Raw genomic sequence first — 25,643 nt, forward strand, 5'->3', positions numbered from 1 at the left:
CCATCAAGAAAGCTTTGAGGAGGGATCAGATGAGTAATACAGAACAACCGAGTCCAAGCAACGCAGCCGTCGGCGTATCGTCCATCAAGCCGTCGACGGGAGAAAAGGTTTTTGCGGGTTTCAACTATACCTTTTTTATTCTCATGAGCATTATTACCATTCTGCCCTTCGTCAATCTGATCGCCAAGTCGTTCAGCAGTGAGGAAGCCGTCATCTCCGGTCGTGTTGGTCTGCTGCCGATCGGTTTCCAGTGGGGCACCTATCAATATGTTTTGCAGGACAACATGTTTCTCAATGCGCTCAAAATTTCCGTCATCCTGACAGTCGTGGGCACAGCGCTTAGCCTGCTACTGACGACCATCACAGCGTATCCGCTCTCCAAGCCGAGACTGCGCGGACGCAAAGGCCTGCTGCTGATGTTTATCTTCACGATGCTCTTCAGCGGCGGTCTGATCCCGACCTATCTGCTCATGCAGAACCTGGGACTGGTCAACACTTTGCCGGTCTTGTTCTTACCAGCAATGGTCAACGTCTTCAACATGCTCATCATCAAAAACTATTTTGAAGGCTTGCCCGACGCCCTGGAGGAATCGGCGAAGCTAGACGGCGCCGGCAACTTCCGAATTTTGCTGATGATCATTCTGCCGCTCTCTACACCCGTACTGGCAACCATCGGACTCTTCTTCGCCGTTGCATTCTGGAATGACTATTTTGCATCGATGATCTATATCACGAACCCGTCTCTGAAGCCGCTGCAGCTGTATCTGAAGGAGCTCTTCGTTTCCTCAACCGGTGATTTTCTGAAGGACAATGTGGATGCTGCACTAAACACGACACCGCAATCCATTCAGGCCTCGTCCATCCTGCTGGCAACGGTGCCGATCCTGTTGGTGTATCCGTTCTTGCAGAAGTATTTTGTGAAGGGCGTGCTGGTCGGATCCGTAAAAGGTTAGGGCTCAGCCTCCTGCAAAAGGTTGAAAGACGCTTCTCTTTTATCGCTATTGAAGGGATGTGATGACTGCATTTTTCGGTTCTGGTGGCATGCAACAAGGGCGTGGTCTTAATGAAACCTAAGATATCAAGGAGGATTACCTATGAACAAGAAAACTAGTATGCTTGCACTCGCGCTTGGCGTCAGCCTGGCGGTCACTGGCTGTAGCGGTGGCTCAACCCCTGCGAATACTCCGGGCAATGAAGGCACCAACAATACATCCGCTGGCAGCGACAACACGGATCTGAAAATGATTATGCAATACAGCCGCTTCGATCCGAACACTGATTATACCGCCAAATACATTTCGGAAAAGACCGGCTTCAACGTTACCTACGAAATGCTCCCTGCCGAGAATGCCGATGAGAAGCTCAACCTGATGGTGGCGAATCGCGAGAGCTTTGACCTGATGAAGCTGAACGCCGCCCAATTCTACAACCTGGCCACTGCCGGTGCGCTGGAGCCGCTCGATGAGCTGATTGAGACGCACGGCAACCACATTAAAAACGCCATCAAGCCTGAATCCTGGGGCAGTGCCACCATTAATGATCAGATCTTCGCTTTGCCAGAGACTGGCGCCGGCGTAAGCATTGGCGAGGAACTCGTCATTCGTCAGGACTGGATGGAAGAGCTCGGTCTTGAGATGCCTACGACTACGGATGAGCTGTACGATGTACTCGTCGCCATTCGCGATGCCAAGAACATTGTGCCACTGACAGGTAGCAACGACTCGATTTATGGCGATATTGCCGCAGCCTTTGGCGTATTGACCGAGTGGAAAGAGGTCGACGGTGAGCTGAAACACCGGGCCGAGCTGCCAGAGATGAAAGACTTCCTCGAATACATGAACAAGCTGTACAGTGAAGGCCTGCTTGATACCGAAATGCCGATCAACACTGCAGCCAAGGCAATCGAGAAATTCTCCAGCGGCCGCGCTGGCGTCTACAAGCTCGCTTGGTGGAATGCAGGCAACACCATCTCTGCCTTGAACGATAACAATCCAGATGCAACTGTAACTCCCATTCCGTATCTGAAAAATCAAGACGGCGTCGCTCAAATTGGCACCCTGGCCAATACAACCTGGTTCATCGCCATTCCGAAATCGTCCAAGAACAAAGATGGCGCTATGAAGCTGCTGAACGCCAAGCTGGAGCCTGAGACCTTCAAAGGTATGGCAATCGGCGAAGAAGGCGTGCACCATGAGGTGAAGGACGGCAAATACTTCCCAATCCTGCCGAAGTTCAACGATGACTTGAACAATGCCAGTGCCTTCATGACTGCAGTTGATGAAGAGAACTATCCGACGTTCTGGCAAGCACGTGTACGCAAGGACGCAACGCTCCAATCGTACTACGAGCAATTCCAGGCCAACGCCGAGGGCATCATCGTTGTCGATCCAATGTCGCTGGCGCCACCCATTGAAGCGGTGTCCAAGAACACGCTTAAGCTCAACAAGCTGCTCGACGACAATGTACTGAAGTTTATCGCCGGCTCCGAGCCGATCGCTAACTATGATCAATTCCTGGCCCAATGGCATGCCGAGGGCGGCAAAGAAATGGTCGAAGCCGCCAACGAGTGGTTCGCTTCGAACCAGTAAACGATGGGGCTCGCTGGTGCAGTCGCCCTCGCTGCGACCGTGGCACCAAGAAGGATTCGCCGCCGGCGGGTCCTTCTTTGGGCTAAAGGCGGGTGAGTGGACGGGCCGGGACTCCCGGCGAAACCTTAGCTATTTTGCAATAAGGAGTTGGCGTCTGCGCAACAGCTTGATGTAACGGGTACTTTTTAGCAACTACCATCACTTGCTTCACGCGGAGGAGGCTCATCCATGCAGCATCACAAACAACATCGCCCCACTGCCCCTGCCGTACTTGAGATCGAGGCGGCTCCCGAGGATATCACGATTACCGTGGAGGGACCTCGATGGCCAATAGCCACGGTGGATACAGCCGAACCTGCCGAAGGGTCGGGCTTGGTCGTCTATACCGATGACTACGGTGATACCGTCCGCTTACCTGCTCGGCATATCGCCGTACAAGTGGGCGCGAATCTGACCGTGACGCAGGTTGTTCGACCGGAGCCCGCCGCCCAAAACTCCACTTGGCGTTCAGAGGCTTCGATCCATGTCACCATTCCAGCGGGCGGCTTCGTACTCTCCACCTCATCTGCCGACCACAATTCAGAAGGCGCAGAGCATCAGTATCTCGCCACCTGCTTTACGCCCGGGGACCGTGTGAAGCTGCGCAGGGGCGGTCAGCTCATTGGCATCCGCGGTCTGCGCAACGATAATCACCCCTGTCTCCATCTGGATCAGTACGCCATGCTCACCAGCGTGGCTAGTCAGACTACGATTAGCGGCAGTATCGGTAATGGGTCGGACGGCCAGCACCTTGAGCTGTATGTTCAGGAGACTGCCGCACCTATTGCTAATGACGGCACGTTCTCTGTTGACTGCTCACTGTCTCCTGGAACGAATGAGATCAAGCTGCGGCTTCAACTGAACGGAGAGGTGATGGATCAGCAGCGCGTCATTGTATTCTGCAGAGAGGGCCTGACAAGGCTCGCGACAGCACAGGCGTCCTTCGCTACATCCACACGAAGTCACGCACAAGATCCACGGGTCATCCTATGGGTCGATCAAGGGGCCAACAGCCGCAAGTTCCAGTCTCCTGAACAAGTCGCAGCATTTTTGGAGCAGGCCCAAAAGAATGGCGTCACGATGATTGTGCTCGATGTGTTGGGGGTCGAGGGGTTTGTTACGTATCAGAAAACGACAATGACTGGCCGCCCCCATGCAAGCCGCATCCATGCAGCAAAAAAAGCTGGTGCCCATCCGGACCTGGATTTACTGGAGCTATTCGTCCACTACGGACACCAGCTGGGTCTTGAAATTCACGCTTCGATTAATGTGTTCGCCGAGGGTTCGATACTGTATGGAGAGTATGGTGTACTGAACCAGCATCTCGCGTGGGAGGAGCAGGTTCGCTGCCTGGGAGACGGAGGTGCCATCAAGCGTCAACGCGAGAGCGCTGACCCCGGAGTTGTGGCTTTCGTCAACCCGGCGCACGAAGAAGCGCGCGCTTACCAGCTTCACACGTTTGAAGAAATTATGATGAACTATGAGGTCGACGGTATCGTCCATGATCGCAGCCGCTACGATAATGACCATGCCGACTTCAGCGAGACCTCGCGGCGCAAGTTCGAGACCTTCCTGGCGAATCGAGGCAAACAACTACGCGATTGGCCATCCGATATTTATAGTTACGCTGGTGATCAGCGTATCGACGGCCCCTTACTGCAGGATTGGTGGGAGTTTAGGGCGGGAATCATCGGCGATTTTTTGAAGGAAACTAGGGCCCTGGCTGAGGCTTACGGGAACCTAAGCGGTCGCCGAATCGAAGTGTCCGCCTACGTCGGCTCCTGGTATGAAAGCTATTATGTGCATGGCGCCAATTGGTGCAGCCCGCGCTTCGGACATGCGGATAAGCTGGAGCTGGTCCCCGCCTCCCTCTATACCCGCGACTATATCGGCACTGGTTATATTGACCACCTGGACTTCCTGATGATTGGCGCTTATCAGCAGACAGCAGGCGAGATTGAGAAATACCTTACTCAGGCGCAGATCGTCACCGAAGGCGAGCTGCCTATTTACACTGGGCTTGCTATCGCCAATGTGCAGGCATCCGGCCTGCTGCATGAAGCATGCAGCACCGCCTTGGCGCATAGCGACGGGCTCATGCTGTTTGATGCGTCGCACATTGAGGACTGGTCTGTCTTGGGAGAAGCGATCCAGGGCGGGTAGATGAGTTGCGTAGGCAAGAGCGCTCTCTTGATAAACCTCGAGCAATAACCTAGTGATATTTATCTTGAATTAAGATTGTAAGCTGAAACAATAGCCGGGCGGCCGTTAGTATAAGCACGGCTAAATACAAATAAAACATCACTGCATTAGCTCCCCAATTTATCACAACTTGCAATGCAAAGGCTGCGAAAAAGATGGTATTTATGATGAGCAGACCTTTTATGTCTTCATTCCTGTCTCTCATCTTTCGCCTCACTTCCACGGTCTTAGAAGCAGTATCACCGCATTTAAATACTTACTATAATTTTACAACTTTTTCTTGACTGAGGGAAGAAAAATAAGCCATACTGCAATGCGGATACTCCGGCATTGCAGTATGGCTTTCCTTCTATAAGTCCATCTCTCTACAAGCTCTTTTCTAGTGCATGCGTGACTAAACCCCGCCATTCGCAGCATACACTTCAAACGCCCGCAGCGTCGGGTACCAGCGCGAGGCCTCGATACTCAGGCGGAGACGCTGGGCTCGCACAGGCTCAAAGCGGCAGATGTGCTTGTAGCCGACGACCCGCCCTACGTAGAAGGGCAGCCACTGGTCGCCTTCCTGCCGCTCCAGCACAAATCGCTCGATCCGCTGACCCTCGGCGATCTGCTCCATAAGCACGACGCGGTCAAACGTCTGATCCGCGCCGAGCTCCAGCTCGATCCAAGCCTGCTCCTCACCTGCAGGAGCACGCCAATAGGTGTCGCGCTGACCGTCGATTACAGCTGCAGCTTCATGCCGCGCATCAGCACTTGCCGAAGCTTCGCAGCGCCCGCCCCGCGCAAGATCATGGACATAACTGCGACGCAGATACTCTCCTAGCCCCCGCAGCCGCGCGGCATCCGTCTCGTGGATCAGGCCGCGCCGGTCCGGCGGCAGGTTGAGCAGGAAGGTCGTGTTACCGCCGACCGTACGCTCATACAGGTCAACCAACTCCGCGACGGACTTCACTGCCCCATCCTCCGCTTCATGATAGAACCAGCCCGGCCGAATGGACGTATTCACCTCGGCCGGATACCAGACCAACTCCTCTGCTTCCGCAATCACCGCCCGGCTGCCCAGATCATCCTCGCTGGTCCCGATCCGCCGGGCAAACGCAGGATCGTCGGCTTGCTGTGACTCCTCTTGGATCTTCTCATTGTCCCGCAGCGTTGCCGGAACGACGCTCCACTCCACCGGCCGGGTACGGCCCGCTTCATTGCCGCACCACCGGACATCCGGACCGCATACAGAGATGACAGCTCCCGGCTGATGCCTGCGGATGACCTCATAATAAGCGTCCCAGTCGTAGACCTGCTTTTTGCCATTACGTCCCTCGCCGCAAGCCCCGTCGAACCACACCGCGAATACCTCGCCGTAGCCCGTTAGCAGCTCCGTCAGCTGATGAACGAAGAACGCATTATACGCATCCGAATCGCCATAGGACGGCTCATGTCGGTCCCAGGGTGAGAGGTAGATGCCGAACTTTAATCCGGCTTCCCGACAGGCATCAGCGACTTCTCGGACCAGATCGCCCTTGCCCTCCCGGAATGGACTATTCGAAACCGAATGCTCTGTATATTGGCTTGGCCACAAACAGAATCCATCATGATGCTTGCAGGTCAGGATGAGCCCCCGCATCCCCGCGACCTTGCATGCTTCTACCCATTGAGAGGCATCCAGCGCGGTAGGCGCAAAAACCGCTGGCGACTCTTCGCCCGTTCCCCACTCGCGGTCCGTGAATGTATTCACTGTAAAATGAATGAAACCGTAAAACTCTGTCTCCTGCCAAGCCAACTGTCTGTTCGAAGGCGCGATTCGTGCCGCCTCTTGGATGGAGATGCTCATCTTACCCGCCCCTCTCTTGGTCAACTACCCCAAATCTGCTTCATCGGTTAACACAACATCGGGAGATCGTGTACCATGCAGCTCGAAGACCACCAGCTCATTGCGACCTGCCCGCAGCAGCGGCGCAGGGATGTATAGGGTTCTCGTCGGTCCTGCTTCCCAGTATCTGCCGAGTAAGAAGCCGTTGATATAGACTTGTCCTTTGGTCCAGTTATCTAGCCGCAAGAACGTGTCAGCCAGATCATCCACCTCAAAATGCCCTCTGTAAAAGGCCGGCCGTTGCCCTTCATTAGCAGATTTCTCTACCAGAACTTCGTCCACGAAGCTTACGCCCTCCAGCGTCTCCAGCGGCAGCGACCGAATCGTCCAATGGTACAGGAACTGATTGTCCAGCCGTACCCCCTCGGTGATGCCCTTACGGTCAGCCATCAGCGGCCCGTAATTAATCCGGCCCATGTTCTCCACCAGAATGTCGATCTGAGCCCCTTGCTCCGGGATATCCAGCTTCAGCGGCTCCGGCTGCCAGCGCTCTACGACACCATGGTATTGACCATCCACATAGACGATCGCCCGGTCCCTGACCTCCTGTACATGCAGGCTCATCCCGCTCTTCGGTCCAGGGACAAACGTAGAGTACAATATATATCCGTAAGCCTGACCCAGCTTCTCCATCGGTTCCGGGCATGTGGCTTGCACAGGCACGGACAAGGCATCCAACTGTCCAAATAGTGAGCCCTGTTCCTCCAAGCGCACAGTTCCATAGCCCCGCTTGGGCGTCGGCTCCGGCAACTGCAGCGGGGGCAGCTCAACATAACGTCCCAACACCTCGCGTGCCGCCCAGTATTTGGCTGTCGGCTCGCCCGCTTCATTAAGCAAGGCATCGTAATCATAGCTGGTGACGGTGGGCTCGTACCGATGGACGTGGTTGGCCCCGTTCAGGTAGCCGAAGTTGGTGCCGCCATGGAGCATGTAGAAATTGACCGAGGCCCCGGCTGCCAGCATCTCATCGAGCGCCACAGCCACATCGGCCGCCTCGCGGGTGTGATGCTTATCCATCCAGTGGTCGAACCAGCCATTCCAGAATTCCATACACATGAGAGGACCTTCGGGTTGATACTTACGTAATGTAGCGAAAGCCTCTGTCGCCCGCGAGCCAAAATTGACCGTTGCCAGAACGCCCTCCAGTGTCCCGCCTTGCAGCATCGAATCCGTCGGACCATCGGAGGTGAACAACAGCACATCCATGCCCCGGCTGACCATCGCATCCCGGATATGCGCCAGATATTGTTTATCATTGCCGTAGCTGCCATATTCATTTTCAATCTGCAGAGCGATGACCGGACCGCCATGGGTGCAGAGCAGCGGCTCGATCCGTGGCAGCAGCTCATCATAATACGCATCCAGATGCTTCAGATAAGTTTCATCATAACAACGCAGCCGGATATCCGATTCCGCCAGCAGCCAGGCCGGCAGTCCCCCGAACTCCCACTCTGCGCAGATGTAAGGGCTGGGTCGCAGGATGACATGCAGACCCAGATCGCCCGCCAGCTTCACGAATTTTTCGAAATCATATAGCCCTGTAAAGCAAAATTCCCCTTTGCGAGGCTCATGCCCATTCCAGGGCATATAGGTCTCCACCGTATTTAATCCAAGCGCTTTCAATTTAATCAGCCGATCCTCCCAATACTCCGGGACCACCCGGAAGTAATGAATCGCACCTGACAATAGCTGTATCTGCTCTCCGTTAAAAACGAAATGATCGCCTTCTACTCCAAACTGAGCCATGCTGCAACCTCTCCTTTGATGTACCATCTTCTCCTCTACCCATTTGACAGCGTGCGCTTCATTCCTGCTGCACCGTAGATTAAATATGTCTGAGAAGAGCAGAGCTCGATCTGGATAACGAGAAAAACCCGCCATCCATAGACAGCGGGCTCAAGCACTAGCAAATGGTATTTCTATATCCGATCAAAAACTCAAAGCTTCATCCGCTCGTACGAGCTTCGCCTAAACAGCGCCCACAGTTGGCCACGCCAGCTCAATGCCCTCCTGCACCAGACGCTGCTGGAACGCCTTCAGCTCCGATTCGGTGTTACGCACGGCAGATGGGGTCAGATCGCGATCCAGGGCGTAGCTCACGCAGTACCCCGCCGCCTCACCAATGTTCCACTCCACCGGGTGAAGCCGGTAGCAGCCGTTGGTGATATGGGTGACGCCGAGGTTTTTGCAGCCAGCCAACACGTTGGTCACGCGCTTCGGAATCAGACTGCCCAGCGGAATCTGGAACGGCAGCGACGAGATATCGATGTACGTCCGGTTCGCCGTACTGGGATGCAAGTCGATGCGGTAGCTGCCGATGCCCACTGTATCAGCAAAGGTCTCTGCCACGCCGCTCGGACGGCAGTCAGTCGCCACATGCTGCTCCAGCACACGGAACTCCGCCTCGATGCGCCGTGACTCACGAATATACGGGTACATCGCCAGACCGTCCTGCGTACCCACCACATCCGGGCGCAGTCGCAGCCCGGGGTAGCCCCGCTTGCCATCCGGCCGCGGCGCCTCGGTCTGCAGCCAATACAGCCAGGAGAGACTGAGCTGCTTGGCCTGTTCCAGATGAAGGGCACGCTCCTCCTCGCTCACATCAATGATGGAGCCCAGCCAGTAATCATTCTGCGGCCAGTTCACGAGGGTGAGCGGACCGCTGAACGTGCCTGGAGCGAACTGGTTATGATCGATCAACTGCCGGTACAGGTAGAGAGAGAAGCGCTCCGAATCGGGAAACAGCCCATACTCGATGGCTTCCAGCGTCATTGGCCGCACACCAGCCATACTCAGCAGATGGTCTGGCCAGAAGTCCGGCTTGTAATCTCGCCAGAAATCATACATCGCCGGACGTTCAATTGTGTGATCCTCCCCGTCGATGTAGTCCATGGCGAAGCAATAAGTGAAGCCTTGCATTTCCATCGGATCAGCCGGGCCGTCCACCGCGTGAGGCTCGCCCGTATCGTGAATTGACTCCGCGCCGGTCACATATTCAATACCTGCCAGCGGCAGCAGATCCCCGCACTCCGTGGCATCAATATAATAAGGCGCGAGCAGCGTACGCCGCGTCCCCTCCTCAAGATCCCGGACCGTCACCGCACTCACTTGGTCCCCCCCAGTCTCTGCAGCCTCCAGGACATGGCGATAAAGAATCTGTATCCGCCCGCTATGGACATACGGAGCCAGCATCTGGTTTAACACCGCTACCGCCGTGCGTGGCTCGTGGGCCACCCGACTGACGATCGCATTGCCAGGGTTTAGGTGCGGCAGTGCCCGCGCTTCGGCTGTCAGCGGAAAATATTGCTTATAATAGTCACGCACGCCTTGGCGAAACTGCCGATAGCTACGTGTACAACCGAACGATTCGATCCAGCGGTGCTCATCCGGCGGTACGGCCTGGCTGGTCAGCTGCCCGCCAATCCAGGTTGTCTCCTCCGTCAGAATGACGGTTTTCCCACTCTTGGCAGCGGCCAGTGCCGCTGCCGTGCCTCCCGTGCCCCCACCAAGGACGACGACGTCTGCGTGCATTTCCTGATTCATTTTTTTACAACTCTCCCTTGCCGTTATGAAATCGCTCATCCGGTAGACAAGCTGCAACGTAAGTTCATCCTCCATCATTGTAGAATGCCAGGCCGCACGGGAGTAGGGTAGAGGGATATCTATTTATGGTAATCTGATGTTCAGTTCTTTAGGCTAGCCATCCTTAATATCCACCAGCTTCACCGCCAGCTGGAGTTGCAGACGCGTCTCGGGGTCGTCCAGGCGCAAGCCCAGCTCCGTACGAATCCGGTCGAGACGGTAGGTGACGGTGTTGTAGTGAATAAACAGCTGATCGGCTGTCTCTCGGGCGTTGCCATTGCATTGAAAATACACGCGCAAGGTGTGCAGCAGCGAGCCCTGATGCTTGGCATCGTAGCGAAGCAGCGGCTCCAGGTAGGTGCGCTTGAACTCTTCGAGCTCCAGCGTCCCCTGAAGCCGGTAGAGCAGCAAGTATACGCCGAGCTCGCCGTAATGCACCACTGGTTCCGTCATGCCGCAGACCGTGGCAACTTCCACCGCCCGCTTCGCCTCGCGGCAGCTCACCGGCACCTCGCTCTGGCCAGCTGCTTGTCGTCCCAGGCACAGCTGGACGGCCCGGTCCGGGAACAACTGCTCGAGTCTCGCGAGCTGGGCGGCCGCCACTTGCAGGAGCCGCTCCGCCATATGCGAGGCAGTGGAAGTTGAAGTGGTGGAAGTGGTGGAAACGACCAAGCGTCCGCTTGCCCCCTCTCCCGTGCCAGCATCCGGGCCGAGTTGACCCGCAGACTCCCTGGCTACAGGCAAATCGCCAGGCTGCGCTGCACTTGCTGTCGTACCTTCCTGTGAGGAGATCGCAAAGAGCACCGTCAATTCCTCCTCCAGTATCGTCCAACGCGCCAAGGGCTCGCCCGTCTGACCAGCCGCATCCCAGTTAAGCCTTCGAGCCAGCTCTTGCAATTGTCCAATCGTCGGTCTCGTTGACTTAAACCTGACGATACCTGCCACATAGACAGAATCATCAGCAAGCGGACTGCCACAGGCCTCTGCCCTCAGACGCAGATCCACCGGAGAGATGATTCGACCAGCCAGCCAGTCTTGGACGAATTGGTCGATATATTTGGCCTCAATCCGACTGCGGGCCTGGGCATTATTGATCTCAAACCCAACCAATTCACTGGCCCAGTTCATCGTCAGCGTATCAACGATCCCGTACTCCTGCTGCACCTCCAGCATCACCAGCAAAAAAGACTGCCCGCGCGCATCCTCAATTTCCGTCGCATGTGTCCGCACATACGTATCACCTACCCGGATGAACCCGGTCTCCAATGTGCGCTCCCGTCTCAGCTTGTCCCACTCCTCAGTCTCGACCTGCTGACACAGGGACTCCGCCGCAGGTGAAGCCGACCATCGACCGCTTGGCTCCAGCAATAGGACCGGGTTGCGAACGAGCAATTCCAGATGCTCCAGGAAGGCTGCCAGTCCGCCCCCATGCAGCAGCACTTGCGAGAGGCGCTGGACCCGTCCTTGCAGCATCGACAAATGACGGGACTCCGCCACCAGCACCCGCTCCATGACACTGCGCACGACATCGGAGAACGCCATGTCAGCAGGCAGTTCAATGAGCGGCAAGCCGTGACGGTTGGCCGCCTCAATGGCCTCCGCCGGGACCTCTCCAATGAAGCGCGTCGTCTTCACGCCAAGCGCCACGACCCCACGCTCTGCCAGCTGGGCAATCAATGGCGCAATCATCTCCACCCGGTTGCGGAATGGATAGCCGGTCGTCACCAGGAACTCCCCTGGACGAACCCAATCGATGACGTCAGGGACCTCCATGACATTAATGCGGCTTATCAGGCGATCCAGTCCTTCCCGGCCGCCCAGAATAACCGCCTCCTTGAAATGGGACATTCGGAACAACTCTCCTACCGTCAGTCCCAGCTCCTCCTCCATGACTTTCCCTCCTCTCCGTTCTTCCGCTTACTTTCCATTGCCTAGTGTACCAAATTCCATAAGAAATCGCCCCATCGTCCCGCAAACGGGAGGCAATGGGGCGACTTTTCGATGAAGTGCTTAGCAAGTGTGGCTATTGAAGGGCTTTTCGTGTCATTCGGCGGTCGGTGCGTAAATTGCCTCTGCTTAGCTCATTTCATTTAGTTTATCGAGTTCATTCGGTCGGTTCAGCACACTAGTGGAGCCATGTGTATGAAACATCGTGTTCGCAACGCACACTCAGCTGTCTGCAGCCGATTGTATTCGGTTTTTCGAGCTTATTCGGCCCGTTCAGACCACAAACAGCATAATAAGGTTGAAATATCGTGTTTATTGCACGTTATCGGTGTCTGTTGAGCTAATTAAGTTCGGTTTTTCGAGTTCATTGGATTCATTCGCCAAGCTAGTGAGGCTATTCGAATGAAATATCGTGTTTGTGGTTTTTGTGAAGCAAAGCGGCGTCTGTCGAGCAGAATTCATACGGTGATTTTGGTTTATTCGGTTGTTTCAGCATCTAAGCGGCTCATTAGTATCAAATGGCGCGGGAAGCCGCAAGCGGCGCTTGGCGGACCGAGCCCCCATACGAAGATTGGTGATCATGTGGTTAGGCAGTGCAGAGAATAAAACCAGCGGGTCAGCGCAGTCATGCCCTCTACGCCCGGCCGCCCGCCGCTGCGGCACTACGCTCCAGTGCGGACTGAAATGCCGCTGCTGTGGCGGTCCAGCCGAAGATGGCGCCCTGCTGCCAGATCATCCGCACAGCCGCTTCGTGGTCGCCGGGGTCGAATGCCGCCGAGGCATCCTCCAGCAGCAGACATTCGTAGCCACGGTCATTGGCCTCGCGGATTGTGGTATGGACGCACACATGCGTGGTTACGCCGCACACGACCAGCGAAGTGATGCCACGAGCGGCCAACGCCTCCTGCAGGGCCGTCTCATAGAACGCGCCTTTGCCGGGCTTGTCGATGACCAGCTCGCCGGGGAGCGGCGCCAGCTCCGGCACAATCGCATGGCCGCGCTCGCCGCGCACCAGGATGCGGCCCATCGGCCCTTCGTCGCCAATGCCTGCGCCTTGCGCACGGCTCCGCGCCAGCTTGGTTGGCGGGCAGTCGGAGAGATCAGGCAGATGCCCCTCACGGGTGTGAACCACCATCATCCCCGCCGCACGCGCCGCCTCCAGCACCGTCTGGATCACAGGAATAATCGCTCGTGCCGGCGTGATATCGTTGCCGAGCAGCTCACCGAAGCCGCCCGGACTGCAAAAATCATTTTGCATATCAATGACGACTAGCGCCGTCTGCTCTAATCCGGATGAATAAGCGTAGGGCCGCGCCTCGTTAACGGTTATTTTCTGATGCATCATAATCCCCTTCCCTTCCACTGCCTGCGAACCTCAGATGGTCAACTCGCCCTCCGTTAGTCTGGCAGACTCCAGTGACAATCGCAGCAGGACCCGGATGAGCTGATCCGACGTGGTCACTGCGCCGAACACGCCCCCTTGCATCGTCACCATATTGAGCGCCGCTACATGATTATCGATATCCGTCGCACCTGTGCAGTCCTCCAGAATCAGACATTCGTACCCCCGGTCATTAGCCTCACGCATCGTGGACTGCACGCCAACGTCCGTCGTCATGCCCGTCAGGATCAGATGGGTAATCCCCCGTGAACGCAGAATGAGATCCAGGTCTGTTCCATAGAAGCTGCCTTTACCCGGCTTGTCGACAATCGTTTCCCCCGGCAGCGGCGTCAGCTGCGGGACGATCTGCCAGCCGGGCTCACCGCGAACCAGGATGCGTCCCGCCGGTCCCTCAGTACCGATCTCCGCACCGATTAATCGGCTCCGCCAACGCTTGTTGGGCGCCAGATCGGCCAGATCAGGCCGGTGGCCCTCTCGGGTATAAATCACCGTAAACTCAGGGATCGACCTCACCATTTCCAGCAACCTGCGAGTCGGCTCAATAGCCCGTGCTGTCGAGAACACATCATAGCCCATCCGGTCGACATACCCGCTTTTGCCGCAAAAATCCGTCTGCATATCCAGCACAAGCAAGGCTGTGCGAGAGGGGATCAGTCTGCCGTCGTACGGCCACGCGTAAGGGTTCGCTACGACTTCACCACTGAGCTTCACCGCTGCGGCTCCAGTCGGCCGGGGCCGTTTCCACTGTTGGTTACCTAAGGCAGACAGACGCCCGTATTCGTGTTCAGCCAACGTTACCCCGCCCCCTTTTCTCGATACCTGTCTGGCCTCATATGACCGCTTGCATCATACAGCAGTTAGCTACTTCTCTTCCTTGTATTTGCGCTCCGGCTTGGGATAGCCCTCGGAAGTGCCGTCCGTGACCGCGACTTCATCCTCCCACGGCAGCCGGTATTCGCCCTTTACCATATCGTGCATGTACGTATACGGGCAGTCCATCGCGCCGCCATCCACAGCGACATATCCGCGATGACCGAATTGATAGATGTTGTTCTCCACGCCCCAGAGCCGCCTGGCTTCGCGCGCCAGCGCAGGCCGCACCTCACCGGCAACGATCTCATCGGGCCGTCCGCCGCCCGTAACGAGCGGCACACCGTCGAAGCCCACGATCATGGCCTCGCCCATGGAGTCAAAGGTACCGTCGCTGCCGCTCATGCAGACCGAGACGGTATACATCAGATTACAGAACGCATTGGCCTGGTTGGTGATCTGCCACGAATGCCGGATCGGTGCAGTGTACCCAGCGGTGCGAATCATGATGTCTGCGCCGAGATATGCGCACTCTCTGGCCATCTCCGGAAACATCCCGTCATGACAGATAATCAGCGCCAGCTTGCTGCCGTTGGGCCCGTCACAGACCGGGATCCCCAGGTCGCCCGGCTCCCAAGGCTCCACAGGCACCCATGGGTGCAGCTTGCGGTAATTCAGCCGAATCTCGCCCTGATCATCAATGATCAATCCCGTGTTGTACGGGTTGCCGTCCGGGTTCGCCTCCATAATCGAGAAGCAGCCCCAGATCCGGTTATCGATACATGCCTGCCGGAAGGCCTCTACCTCCGGCCCATCCACCCGGCACATAATGGCCGGGTCCATATTCATCGACAAGCCGTGCAGCGAATACTCCGGGAATACAATCAAATCCATGGTTCCCAGCCCACGCCGGGCTTTGGCCGTCATCTCAACGATGCGAGCCGTCTGCTCCGCCAGCTGCTGTGGTGTTTCCACCACAGGCAGCTTCATTTGGGCCAGTCCGATGACGACGCCGTCAGGCGATTTATTCAGTCCACCCAATCCACTCATCGCACCCGCACCTCCGCTATCTTATTTAGGAATGTTGCCAATGACGCCTTGCACCAGGAAGTCTGCTGCCTCAAGCTCATCCAGTGTCGGCTCCTCTCCCTCTGCAAACCGCACTTCTCCCGCTTGATCCAGAACCGGTCCAGCAAATGGGCTCAACGTACCCGCTACCAGCTCCGCCTTCTTCTCTTCCACAAACTGCTTCACGTCATCCGGTACTTCGGAGCCCATTTCGGTCAACTGAACGATATTTTCGCTCAGACGTCCGCGGAACTTGCCATCGTACTTACTTCCTTTAAATTCGCCTTTGATCGCTGTGTCCACCATGTCTACGAACAGGTCAGACCAGTTCCACACCGAGCCGGTAATCCAGCCTTGTGGAGCAAGCGTGGCTGCATTGGCGTGGTAGCCGATTGTCATCGCACCGCGACGCTCGGAGGTTTCAATAACGGTTTTCGTGCAATCCTGATGCTGGCTCAGCACATCGACGCCGCTGTCAATCAAGGAGTTAGCCGCATTTGCCTGCTGACCCGGGTCACACCAGCTGCCAGTGAAAACAACCGAAGTTGTAGCATCCGGGTTCACCGATTGTGCACCCAGTTGGAATGCATTCACATTGAGCAATACTTGCGGAATCGGTACCGATACGATATAGCCAAGCTTGCCGCTTTCGGACATTTTGCCTGCTGCTACACCTGCCAGATAAACCGGCTCCCAGATCGTGCCGAAGTATGTGCCCAGATTCTCAGCTGTCTTCAGGCCGCCCTGGTGGAAGAACGCAACGTCGGGGTGGCGTTTCGCAACATTCAGTGCAGGGTCAAGGTGACCATAAGAGGTTGGGAAAATAATTTTCGCGCCGTCCTTGATCATTTGCTCCATGACACGCTCTGCCTCAGCTGTCTCCGGCACATTCTCTGAACGCAGAACCTTCATATCCGGATAAGCTTTCTCCACAGCCATACTGCCGAGATAAGCGGCTTGATTATAACCAAAGTCATCACGTGCGCCGACAAAGATGAAGCCTACGGCCGGGCTGTCTGTACCTGGTGCAGCACTCGCCTCGCCGCCTTCTGCGTTAGCACCGGACGCCGGGGCAGGCGTAACGCCGGGCTGACTGCAGCCGGTAATGAGCATAACGAGCGCCAAGACCAATCCGAACAGCTTGCTGGATGTTTTCATAGACATGAGAATTCCCTCCACTTTTATGATATCTGTGTTTGTATGAGCAGCCGGTTCTGGCACCCGACCTTCACGGCCTTCCGCCACCGGCGAGTCAACCTGCTGATGTTCCGGTGAATACTTTGCGCAGCGCCTCTGGCGTCTGGCTTCGTTTCTTGCGCTCCACAATGTAGAGTGCGGCCAAGGTGAGAATGTAAGGCACCATGAATAGGAAGAAAGGTGAAATACCAAGCCCCGTCTGCTGAACGGTCAGCTGCAGCGCCTGCGCGGCACCGAACAGGTACGCACCCAGCATGGCTCGGAACGGCAGCCAGGAAGCGAAGATGACGAGCGCCACCGCGACGACGCCGCGGCCTTGCACCATATTTTCCACCCAGCTGTGGGTAAAGGCGACGGACAGCTGCACCCCGCCTACACCAGCCAAGAAGCCCCCTGCCAGCACAGCTGCATAACGGATCAGCTGCGGGTTGATGCCGCTGGCAAACAACACATCCTCACGTTCACCGGTTGCCCGGAGAATGACGCCCAGTCGGGTTCGGAATAGCAGATACCAGAGCAACGGCACGAGGATAAAGGACAAGTATGTCAGTGGATCATGGTTGAACAATACCTTGCCCAGAAACGGAATCTCGGAGAGCAGCGGAATCGGCACCGGGTTGAAGCCAACGATTTGTTCACTGACAAACCCGCGTCCGAAGAAGGAGGTAATCCCCATTCCGAAAAACATGATGGTCAGGCCAGTCGCCAGCTGATTGGCGCCACAGGTCAAAACCAGAAATGCGTGAATCATAGAGATCAGCAGTCCGCACAGGCCGCCAGCGAGTGTGCCGAGCCAGGGATTGCCGGTCCAGACCGTAACGGCAAAGCCCCCAAGCGCTCCACAGAGCATCGAGCCCTCCGTACCCAGGTTAATGACCCCCGCACGCTCTGAGATCAGCTCGCCTTGACTGGCATACATAACCGATGTGCCGGAGCGTATCGCTCCTGTCAGAATATCTGTAATCATCTGCTAAACCTCCTTCCAATGCCGAGCAAGAAGAACAGAACCAATCCCATCAGAATGTGTACCGACGAGGATGGGAGTCCCGAGGAAATCTCGAGCGAGTTGCCCGCCACCGTAATCATACCGAGGATAAAGGCCGTGAATACGAGCCGGATCGGACTATTCCAGGCCATCCAGGCAGCCAGGAAGCCAAGGTAGCCATAATTGGCACCTGTTGCCGGCCTTAGACGACCTTCAATACCCGCAATTTCAATCATGCCAGCCACGCCAGCGAGAGCGCCCGCCGCCAGCAAGACACCGACTTGCATCCAGCTTACCTTGAAACCTGCACGTTCAGCGGCCAGGTTATTGCTGCCCAGCACCCGAATTCGGAAGCCCAGCCTGGTGTACTTGAGGACGTACCAGACCACTGCAACCAGCGCCAGTGCAATGACGATGCCGACATGCAGCCGGGTTCCGTTGACGATTGGCAGGCGGAGCGTAGCGGCAATCTCCGGCGAGAACGGCCAGTTGAACGACTCGGGGTCCTTCAGCAGCCCATGGACGAAGAATCCGACCGTGAATACCGCGACATAGTTGAGCAGCAAGCTGGAGATCGTCTCATTCAGATTGCCTCTCACTTTCAGAAAAGCCGTGATGCCTGCCCAGGTGGCGCCGCCAAGCGCACCTGCGATCAGCATCAGTGGAATACCTAGCCAGAAAGGCATGCTATGGAGATAAAAGACGGCAAACCAGGTGGCGAATAAAGCTCCGATTGCCAGTTGTCCCTCACCACCGACATTGATCATGCCGGCTCTGGCCGGCAAGGCCGCCGCCAGTCCCGTGAGGATGATCGGCGTCGCCTTGATCAGCACCTCGCCGAAGCCATACAAATCGCCAAAGGTAGAGGAGATCATCGAGCCATACAGGCTGATGGGGTTGACGTCGTAGAACATCAGGAAGAGTCCGAAGAGAAGAAAGGGCGCCGCGATCAAGCCAGCCTGGATGCCAAGGGGCTTCCAACGGTTGCGGCCCAGCGGCCTTGTGGCCAGTGTGGATGCTGCTGCTGCTTGCTGCTTCATGCCGATTCTCCTTTCAACATTAGATAGCCAATCTCCGAGGTGGTCGTCTCCGACGGCCGGTAGCCGCTCGACAGCCGCTTGCCAGATAGGACAACCAGCCGGTCGGACAGCTTGAACAACTCGTCCAGATCCTCGGAGAACAATAGGATGGCCGTGCCCTGCTCAGCCAGTGTAATCAACTGCTGCTGAATCGTACGTGTGGTGCCAATGTCCAGCCCCCGGCTAGGGTAGCTAATAATTAGAATGTCGGGCTTGCGAATCAGCGCCCGCGAGAGTACCATTCGCTGCACATTGCCACCCGATAGCTCATCCGCCCGCCGATCCGGGTCAGCCAGTGCCAAGGCCTTTGCGTCTTCGCTTGCCCCAAGCTCGCTGCGAATCTGTTTCCAGTCCATGCCCGTGCCCTTGTTCTGAACGGAGATACCGTCGAGTACCATATGCTCCAGGATGGTGAAGCCCGGGATGACGGATTCCTTCAGCGGGTCTTCGGAGACGAAGCTGACACCAGCTTTCATGAAATCCGCCGGACCACCAGTAAGAGCTTTACCTTTAATCTGCAGCGAACCCGCAGCCAGCGGACGCAGGCCGAACATGACCTCTGCCAGTTCCCGCTGACCGCTGCCGGAGATCCCGGCGACACCTGTAATCTCTCCCGACCGCAACGTAAGTCCCAATGATTCGATGACCGTCTCGCCATGATTGCCCTTGATGATGCCATCCCGCACCTCCATGACAACCTCTCCCGCAGCTGCATCTACTGCAGTCTGCTTCGTAACGGTCTTGAGCGGCTTGACGCCCATCATGGATTTGATCAGGGTATCGCCGTCCAGTCCATCGCTGCGACTCGCCTGATACGTAATCTGTCCGGCGCGGAGCACTGTCACCTGATCCGCACAGGCCAGCACTTCATTGATTTTGTGTGTAATGAGGACGATGCCGTAGCCATCCTTGCGCAGCAGGTCCAGCATCTTGAGGAACGATTCGACCTCTTGCGGCACCAGCACACTGGTCGGTTCATCGAAGATGATGATCCGTGTACCTGGTACCAGCAGCACCTTGACGATCTCCAGCCGCTGCCGCTGACCGAGATCGAGCTGCCAGACATCCGCATCGGGATTCACGGCGAGTCCGTACTTGGCTGATACTTCCTGGATCTGCTCCCGCAGCTGCTTGCGTCTGAGGCGCCATCCCCCCGTCGATACCGCCAGTGCGACATTGTCTAGCACCGAGAGCGCCGGGACCAGTCGGAAATCCTGGAATACCATGCCGATACCCTTCGCCCGGGCCTTGATCGGCGGATGCAGCGTCGTCCGCTCACCATCCATGATGACCTCTCCGTCGTTGGGTTCATATACGCCGTACAGCATCTTCATCAGCGTACTCTTGCCCGCTCCGTTCTCTCCAAGCACAGCATGGATGGAGCCTGCATCGATATCCAGATCAATATTGTTGTTGGCGACCAGGGAGCCGAATCGTTTCGTCAGACCCCGGGCTTGCAGTAGCGTTGTCTTCGGTCCGTTTCCTACGGAAGCTGGTTTATCCACTGTTCGTTCGCCCCTTTGCTTTGTTTTTTGTTAACGTGTCAGTTTATTTAACGTAATTTGATTATAATACGAGGATGTCGAATTATCTTTGTGATGAAAACATAGTCATTTCTTTTTCATACTGGGTGTTTTCTATATAAGTTACATATATGTAACACAAATTAGCGAATAACTCCTCACATTGGGCAACCTCTACTACCTTTCCAATCATGACCGGGACGTTAGCTATGGCAGCCAGACTCACACCAGCGCGGCGTGGGGTTGCGAGCAATAGAGGAACAAAGGTGTGTTACAGCGGGCGCGGCGCGGGTTTGCGAGCAAATAGAGGAACAAAGGTGCATTACAGCGGGCGCAGGGCGGGTTTGCGAGCAAATAGAGGAACAAAGGTGTGTTACAGTGGGCGCGGCGCGAGTTTGCGAGCAAATAGAGGAACAAAGGTGTGTTACAGCGGTCGCGGCGCGAGTTTGCGAGCAAATAGAGGAACAAAGGTGTGTTACAGTGGGCACGGCGTGGGGTTGCGAGCAAATAGAGGAACAAAGGTGTGTTACAGCGGGCACGGCGTGGGGTTGCGAGCAAATAGAGGAACAAAAGGGCGTTACAGCGGGCGCGGCGCGGGGTTGCGAGCAAATAGAGGAACAAAGGTGTGTTACAGCGGGCGCGGCGCGGGGTTGCGAGCAAATAAAGGAACAAAGGTGTGTTACAGCGGGCCGTTGGCGGGAATACGAGGTCCATTGAACTCAAGAAGGCCTCTTCCTTCCCGCCAATGTCCGGGGAAGAAAGAGGCCTTCCAATGTGCCGCAGTTACTTAAATGCTGACATACGCCAGATCAACCTCAATATTGCCACGGGTCGCGCGGGAGTAAGGGCAGATCTCGTGAGCATCAGAGATTAGATCGAGAGCAGTGCTCTCGTCGACTCCACCGAGGGCAATCTCCAGCTTGACCGCCAGCACATAGTTGTCGGCCTCGTCCTTGCCAATGGTCACATGGCCGGTTACTCGCGTACTCTCAAACTTGACCTCACGCTGTCTACATGCAACGTTGAGCGCACTCTCGAAGCAAGCAGCGTAGCCTGCGGCGAACAGCTGCTCCGGATTGGTTGCTTGTCCACCCTGGCCACCCAGCTCCTTGGGCATGCGCAGCGGCAGCTCCAGGACGCCGTCGCTGGACTTCAGCTTGCCATCGCGGCCGCCTTCTACCGTCACGGTTGCGGTATACATGGGATGCATAATCAGATTCCTCCTGCAATTCAGGATCGGAGGCCGCATACATGCAGCTTCCGCCAAGACACTCCTGATTATGCCACAATTCCCATTATTTCATACGCCGCCTCGGCTCAGTCTGGACGCGGCAACGAGATGACCTCTCCGAGACGGGCGTAGTCCGATCCCGCGAGACGGCTGACCGGGTCCAGTGCCACAATATCAATCCGACCCTCATGGTAGAGAGACGCATCGATATGGAACCGCACAATCCGCCCGAGCAGCAAATCTGTTGTCGGCGACTCTGACGTTTCGCCCAACGGCAGTGCCTGCTCCAGCACACACTCCATACGGATGCGCGCCTCTGCCAATCCGGGCACGGCGATCGCTTCACTCGCAACCTGGGTCAGTTCGGCAAGCGCCACTTCACTGGCCTCCGGCGGCAGATTGGCTGCCGTTTGATTCATTTGTTCCAAGTATGAAGTATCCGTGATATGGACGACAAAAGCGCCTTCCGTCATGGCATTCCGTGCCGTATCTTTTGGCTTGCCCCCTCTGCGCTGAATGGCGATGGAGACCAGGGGCGGCTTGCTGCTGACGATGTTGAAGTAGCTGAAGGGAGCTGCGTTAAGCACCCCCTCCGGCGATAACGTCGTCACGAGGGCAATGGGACGCGGGACAATGCTTCCGATCAACAGCTTGTAATTCTCCCGCTCACTCTGCTGTGCTGGGTCGATTGACAGCATGGATTTCATAGGTGTAGCCTCGCTTTCCCTAGTAGGTTTGCCTCCACTATACCGCTTGCCCCGACACAGCGCAAGATGCCAGCCTCCACGTCCCCTCACCTCTGATCAGACTGGACATAAATCCATATATTCACGTTCTATTCGACTTGTAATCCATACCGTGCTCGGCTAGCATCAGAACTAACACTCTCATCATTTGAATAAGGAGCTGATCGGATGATACGCCTTTTCCGTACCAATGAGGTGCGACACATCGAAGAACTAGAGGGTCTCTGGGAATTTGCTGTGCTGGGAGAGCACGATGAGCCAGCATCTGCCGACTATCGCTATCGACTGCATGTGCCTGGCTGCTGGGAGGTTCACCCAGAACTCTTGACGTATCAGGGGCGAGGTGTTTACCGCAAATGGATTCGGGTAGAGGAGCCCGGCCCGCTGCGCTTCCTGTTCAAGGGTGCGAGCCACACCGCGGACGTCTATTGGAATGGACAGCCGGTCGCGCATCACTACAATGCCTATACTGCCTTCGAAGCACGGGTAGCGCATGCCGCCCCAGGCGAGCATGAGCTGACAATCGTCGTCGACAATCGCTTTCACGAAGGCTCCGCCCTCCACATCGCCAATGACTACCATACCTATGGCGGCCTCATCCGTCCGGTCGTCCTGGAACACCTGCAAGACATCCTCATTGAGAGAATTCAATTCACTCCAGACTGGAGGGATAGTGGGTGGCATGCCGATGTACAGGTGACCGTACGCAACCTCACGGATACCTTACAAACCATCCGCCTGGAAGGCTCGCTCACAGGTGAACGCCTATTGTTCACCGAGACGGAGCTGCAGCCCCAGGAGTCACGCACGCTTCATGGCCATTTTCCATGTCCCACAGCCAAGGACTGGACAGTCGAATCGCCAGAGCTCTACCTGTTGCGGATGCAAGTCCATACAGACCGCAATCAACCGATTGATGATCTGATTGAGCGGGTCGGGTTCCGCATGGTCACAACCGAGCGCGAACGCATCCAAGTGAATGGACAGGATCTTATACTCAAGGGCTTCAACCGACATGAGGACCATCCGGCCGTTGGTCCAACCTTCCCCATCCCGCTGATGGTCAACGATCTGGAGTTAATGCGGGATATGGGCGGCAATACCGTGCGGACAAGTCACTACCCCAACGATGAACGGTTCCTGGATCTATGTGATGAGATGGGATTCTATGTATGGGAGGAAAATCACGCCCGAGGACTCAGCCTGGAGCAGATGCAGCATCCCCGGTTTGACGCCCAATGCGAGCAAGTGAACCGGGAGATGGTCGAACAGCACGCGAATCATCCGTCGATTATCATCTGGGGTATTCTCAATGAATGCGCGAGCGATACGGAGGAAGGCCGATTGAAATACAAAAGCCAGTTGGAACAAATCCGAAGTCTGGATGCCAGCCGACCGCTCACCTTTGCCAGTCACCACCGGAGCCGGGAGCTGTGCTTCGACCTCGTGGATATCGTCTCCTTCAATCTCTACCCTGGGTGGTACGGCGATGAGGACCCTGGCGAGCTATGCGATCAGGCTCGCGGCTGGGCAGATGCTGCTGGCGGCAGAGGCAAGCCGATGATCATGAGCGAGTTCGGCGGAGACGGCTATTACGGCCACCGCGATCCAGGTCGCGCCAGAGGTACGGAAGAGCGTCATGCCGATATCATCGAGGCGAATCTGAAGGCCTACACCGAGCGCCCCTATATCTCCGGTATGCTGATCTGGCAATTCTGCGACTGCCGTGTCACCGAGTCGACAGGCTGGCTGCTCAGCCGCGCCATGACTCAGAATAGTAAAGGTATCGTTGACCGTTACCGCAGACCAAAGCTGGCTTATCATGCGGTCAAAAAATATTACGGGCGGATCGGAGACTCATAGTAGTAACCAGCAATTGACGGTAAACTACCGACTGGCCGGAGGTGAGCCAGCCTCTCCAGCCAGCCAGCCGGACCTTCTGCTGCGGCCGCGCGTCTGTTGCCTGCTCCGCGCGCTGGGCAACGACCATTATGCCTGTGCTGGTGGCCGTATAGTCACTCACCGTCCAGCCCAGGAGCTCCACGGCCGCTCTTAGCGGTACATGCAGATTGCCATGATGCAAGTGCATCTCAGGCCACGAGCGTATGACATCTGCGCCGTCGGCGCGCTCCATACGGATCGTGCCGAATTCGGGATTCATGATGTATGTCTTGCCTTCATAATCCAGATAGGCAAGCCTGCGCTTGTCATCCCATCGCACGCCCGCATCCAGCTGCTCAGCCAGCAGCCGCAGCGGAATGGTGATCCGACCATCTCGCAGGGTATAGCCTCCCTGCGTCAGCTCAACCTCTCGCCCCCCGATTCTGAGCTTCATCGCAAGAGATTTGGGCTGGGCTATAGCAGCTTCTTTACGGACCGCGACTGACTGACCGGCGAATGCCTTCTCCCTGCTTTCAGAGGCGTTTTTGGCCTGGATGACGGTTGCAAGCGTAGCTTGATGCCCTGCAAAGCTATAGCTCCGAGTATGTCTCGGCGTGGCTAACCGATACTGAACCGGCTCCACAGTGCTGGTATAGGCGGCGAACCGATAGCCTTTGGACTTGTAATAGCTAATGATCTCAGGCAGGGCTTTGACCGTTTCGCCATGCCCGTTGCTGTCATGCATGAGCACATGGACCTCGTGAGACAGCTTGCCCTCTTTTACATTGCGCACGATATCAGCTGCCGGGACATCACGCTTGCGGGAATCCCCGCTATCGACATTCCAATCGTGAATACGGTAGCCCGCACGCTCAAGATAATAGAAGTAGAAGGCATCAAAATGACCATGCGTGCCGCCTGGTGCCCGCAGCAGCACCGGTTCCCTGCCGACCAGCGAAGTGAGGATCTGGCTCGTCCGTTCAATTTGCCGCCAGAAGCCTTCAAAGCTGCCATATAACTCATCGTATGTATGATTATAGGTATGATTGCCCAAGGCATGTCCTTCCCGGACCAACCGGCGAACGACGTCTCCCCGCTGCTCTGCCTGCTCACCCAGGACAAAGAAGGTAGCCTTCACCTGTTCTTCTTTTAGAATATCCAATACCTGAGGCGTCCATTTACTGGGCCCATCGTCAAAAGAGAGGTACACCGTCTTCTGCTCGGGCCGGGTAAAAGCCGGGTCCGGGTCTACTGCGACTCGCTCCCCTCGCTGTAAAGCTGCGAATATCCCCTCCTGGGAGGCTACAGTGGTAGGTTCCCCTTCCTTTCTCGTCTCGGATGCTGTCGCAAACGAACAGCAGACCATCAGCATCAGGAAGAGCAGGATACTTATCTTCACAACTCTCTTCGCATCCGCTACAAGATGCAGACAATCACCGTTCGTTTCTCTTATCCCGACAGCACGCATCATGAACAACCTCCCATAGATCATCTCT

At 56.3% G+C, this 25,643-nt stretch carries 19 protein-coding genes; 4 read left to right on the forward strand and 15 right to left on the reverse strand.

Annotated elements, in window-relative coordinates; genetic code table 11:
- Window positions 1-29 precede the first annotated feature (29 nt).
- From F556_RS0111485 to F556_RS0111495, 3 genes are all read left to right on the forward strand, one after another.
- Window positions 30-953 (forward strand): carbohydrate ABC transporter permease, encoded by a 924-nt coding sequence (locus tag F556_RS0111485; protein ID WP_020617100.1) that lies wholly within the window; start codon window positions 30-32, stop codon window positions 951-953.
- Window positions 954-1,094: 141 nt separating this feature from the next.
- Window positions 1,095-2,588: an extracellular solute-binding protein gene (locus F556_RS0111490; protein ID WP_020617101.1), complete on the forward strand. Its 1,494-nt coding sequence runs from the start codon at window positions 1,095-1,097 to the stop codon at window positions 2,586-2,588.
- 228 nt (window positions 2,589-2,816) lie between these two features.
- On the forward strand, window positions 2,817-4,790 hold the full coding sequence (locus F556_RS0111495; RefSeq protein ID WP_020617102.1) for a glycoside hydrolase family protein: 1,974 nt from the start codon (window positions 2,817-2,819) through the stop codon (window positions 4,788-4,790).
- A gap of 433 nt (window positions 4,791-5,223) precedes the next feature.
- Here the strand turns inward: F556_RS0111495 and F556_RS0111505 are convergent, their stop codons facing one another.
- From F556_RS0111505 to F556_RS0111570, 14 genes are all read right to left on the reverse strand, one after another.
- Window positions 5,224-6,657, reverse strand: a complete 1,434-nt coding sequence (locus F556_RS0111505) for an alpha-L-fucosidase (RefSeq protein WP_020617104.1) — start codon at window positions 6,655-6,657, stop codon at window positions 5,224-5,226.
- A gap of 24 nt (window positions 6,658-6,681) precedes the next feature.
- Window positions 6,682-8,442 (reverse strand): glycoside hydrolase family 35 protein, encoded by a 1,761-nt coding sequence (locus tag F556_RS0111510; RefSeq protein WP_020617105.1) that lies wholly within the window; start codon window positions 8,440-8,442, stop codon window positions 6,682-6,684.
- Between the two features lie 222 nt (window positions 8,443-8,664).
- Window positions 8,665-10,239, reverse strand: a complete 1,575-nt coding sequence (locus F556_RS0111515) for an FAD-dependent oxidoreductase (protein ID WP_020617106.1) — start codon at window positions 10,237-10,239, stop codon at window positions 8,665-8,667.
- A 153-nt stretch (window positions 10,240-10,392) separates the two neighbouring features.
- Window positions 10,393-12,168 carry a PucR family transcriptional regulator gene (locus F556_RS36200; protein ID WP_020617107.1) on the reverse strand — a complete coding sequence of 592 codons (1,776 nt, stop codon included), beginning with the start codon at window positions 12,166-12,168 and terminating at the stop codon, window positions 10,393-10,395.
- A 691-nt stretch (window positions 12,169-12,859) separates the two neighbouring features.
- Window positions 12,860-13,567 (reverse strand): cysteine hydrolase family protein, encoded by a 708-nt coding sequence (locus F556_RS0111525; RefSeq protein WP_040716477.1) that lies wholly within the window; start codon window positions 13,565-13,567, stop codon window positions 12,860-12,862.
- Window positions 13,568-13,600: 33 nt separating this feature from the next.
- On the reverse strand, window positions 13,601-14,419 hold the full coding sequence (locus tag F556_RS0111530) for a cysteine hydrolase family protein (RefSeq protein ID WP_245583054.1): 819 nt from the start codon (window positions 14,417-14,419) through the stop codon (window positions 13,601-13,603).
- A gap of 69 nt (window positions 14,420-14,488) precedes the next feature.
- The gene (locus F556_RS0111535; RefSeq protein WP_020617110.1) at window positions 14,489-15,487 is read right to left on the reverse strand and encodes a formamidase; all 999 of its coding nucleotides are present in this window, start codon (window positions 15,485-15,487) and stop codon (window positions 14,489-14,491) included.
- A 21-nt stretch (window positions 15,488-15,508) separates the two neighbouring features.
- The gene (locus F556_RS0111540; RefSeq protein ID WP_020617111.1) at window positions 15,509-16,669 is read right to left on the reverse strand and encodes a BMP family ABC transporter substrate-binding protein; all 1,161 of its coding nucleotides are present in this window, start codon (window positions 16,667-16,669) and stop codon (window positions 15,509-15,511) included.
- Between the two features lie 88 nt (window positions 16,670-16,757).
- Window positions 16,758-17,669, reverse strand: a complete 912-nt coding sequence (locus tag F556_RS0111545) for an ABC transporter permease (protein WP_020617112.1) — start codon at window positions 17,667-17,669, stop codon at window positions 16,758-16,760.
- Window positions 17,666-18,727 carry an ABC transporter permease gene (locus F556_RS0111550; protein ID WP_020617113.1) on the reverse strand — a complete coding sequence of 354 codons (1,062 nt, stop codon included), beginning with the start codon at window positions 18,725-18,727 and terminating at the stop codon, window positions 17,666-17,668. Before F556_RS0111550 ends, F556_RS0111545 begins: the two co-directional genes overlap by 4 nt.
- A complete protein-coding gene (locus F556_RS33745) occupies window positions 18,724-20,271 on the reverse strand; it encodes an ABC transporter ATP-binding protein (RefSeq protein ID WP_020617114.1) in 1,548 nt (515 codons plus the stop codon). Before F556_RS33745 ends, F556_RS0111550 begins: the two co-directional genes overlap by 4 nt.
- Before the next feature lie 240 nt (window positions 20,272-20,511).
- Entirely contained in the window at window positions 20,512-21,012 is a 501-nt protein-coding gene (locus tag F556_RS37725) for a hypothetical protein (RefSeq protein WP_157272716.1), read from the reverse strand.
- 64 nt (window positions 21,013-21,076) lie between these two features.
- Window positions 21,077-21,499 (reverse strand): organic hydroperoxide resistance protein, encoded by a 423-nt coding sequence (locus F556_RS0111565; RefSeq protein WP_020617116.1) that lies wholly within the window; start codon window positions 21,497-21,499, stop codon window positions 21,077-21,079.
- Window positions 21,500-21,606: 107 nt separating this feature from the next.
- Window positions 21,607-22,218: a flavin reductase family protein gene (locus tag F556_RS0111570; protein WP_026297241.1), complete on the reverse strand. Its 612-nt coding sequence runs from the start codon at window positions 22,216-22,218 to the stop codon at window positions 21,607-21,609.
- Window positions 22,219-22,434: 216 nt separating this feature from the next.
- Here F556_RS0111570 and F556_RS0111575 point away from each other — a divergent pair, with 216 nt between their 5' ends.
- The gene (locus F556_RS0111575; RefSeq protein WP_020617118.1) at window positions 22,435-24,129 is read left to right on the forward strand and encodes a glycoside hydrolase family 2 protein; all 1,695 of its coding nucleotides are present in this window, start codon (window positions 22,435-22,437) and stop codon (window positions 24,127-24,129) included.
- Here the strand turns inward: F556_RS0111575 and F556_RS33750 are convergent.
- A complete protein-coding gene (locus F556_RS33750; RefSeq protein WP_020617119.1) occupies window positions 24,095-25,618 on the reverse strand; it encodes a polysaccharide deacetylase family protein in 1,524 nt (507 codons plus the stop codon). The two genes, F556_RS0111575 and F556_RS33750, sit on opposite strands and share 35 nt — an antisense overlap.
- Between the last annotated feature and the right edge of the window lie 25 nt (window positions 25,619-25,643).

The organism is Paenibacillus daejeonensis DSM 15491, from assembly GCF_000378385.1.
Lineage (GTDB): Bacteria > Bacillota > Bacilli > Paenibacillales > Paenibacillaceae > Paenibacillus_D > Paenibacillus_D daejeonensis.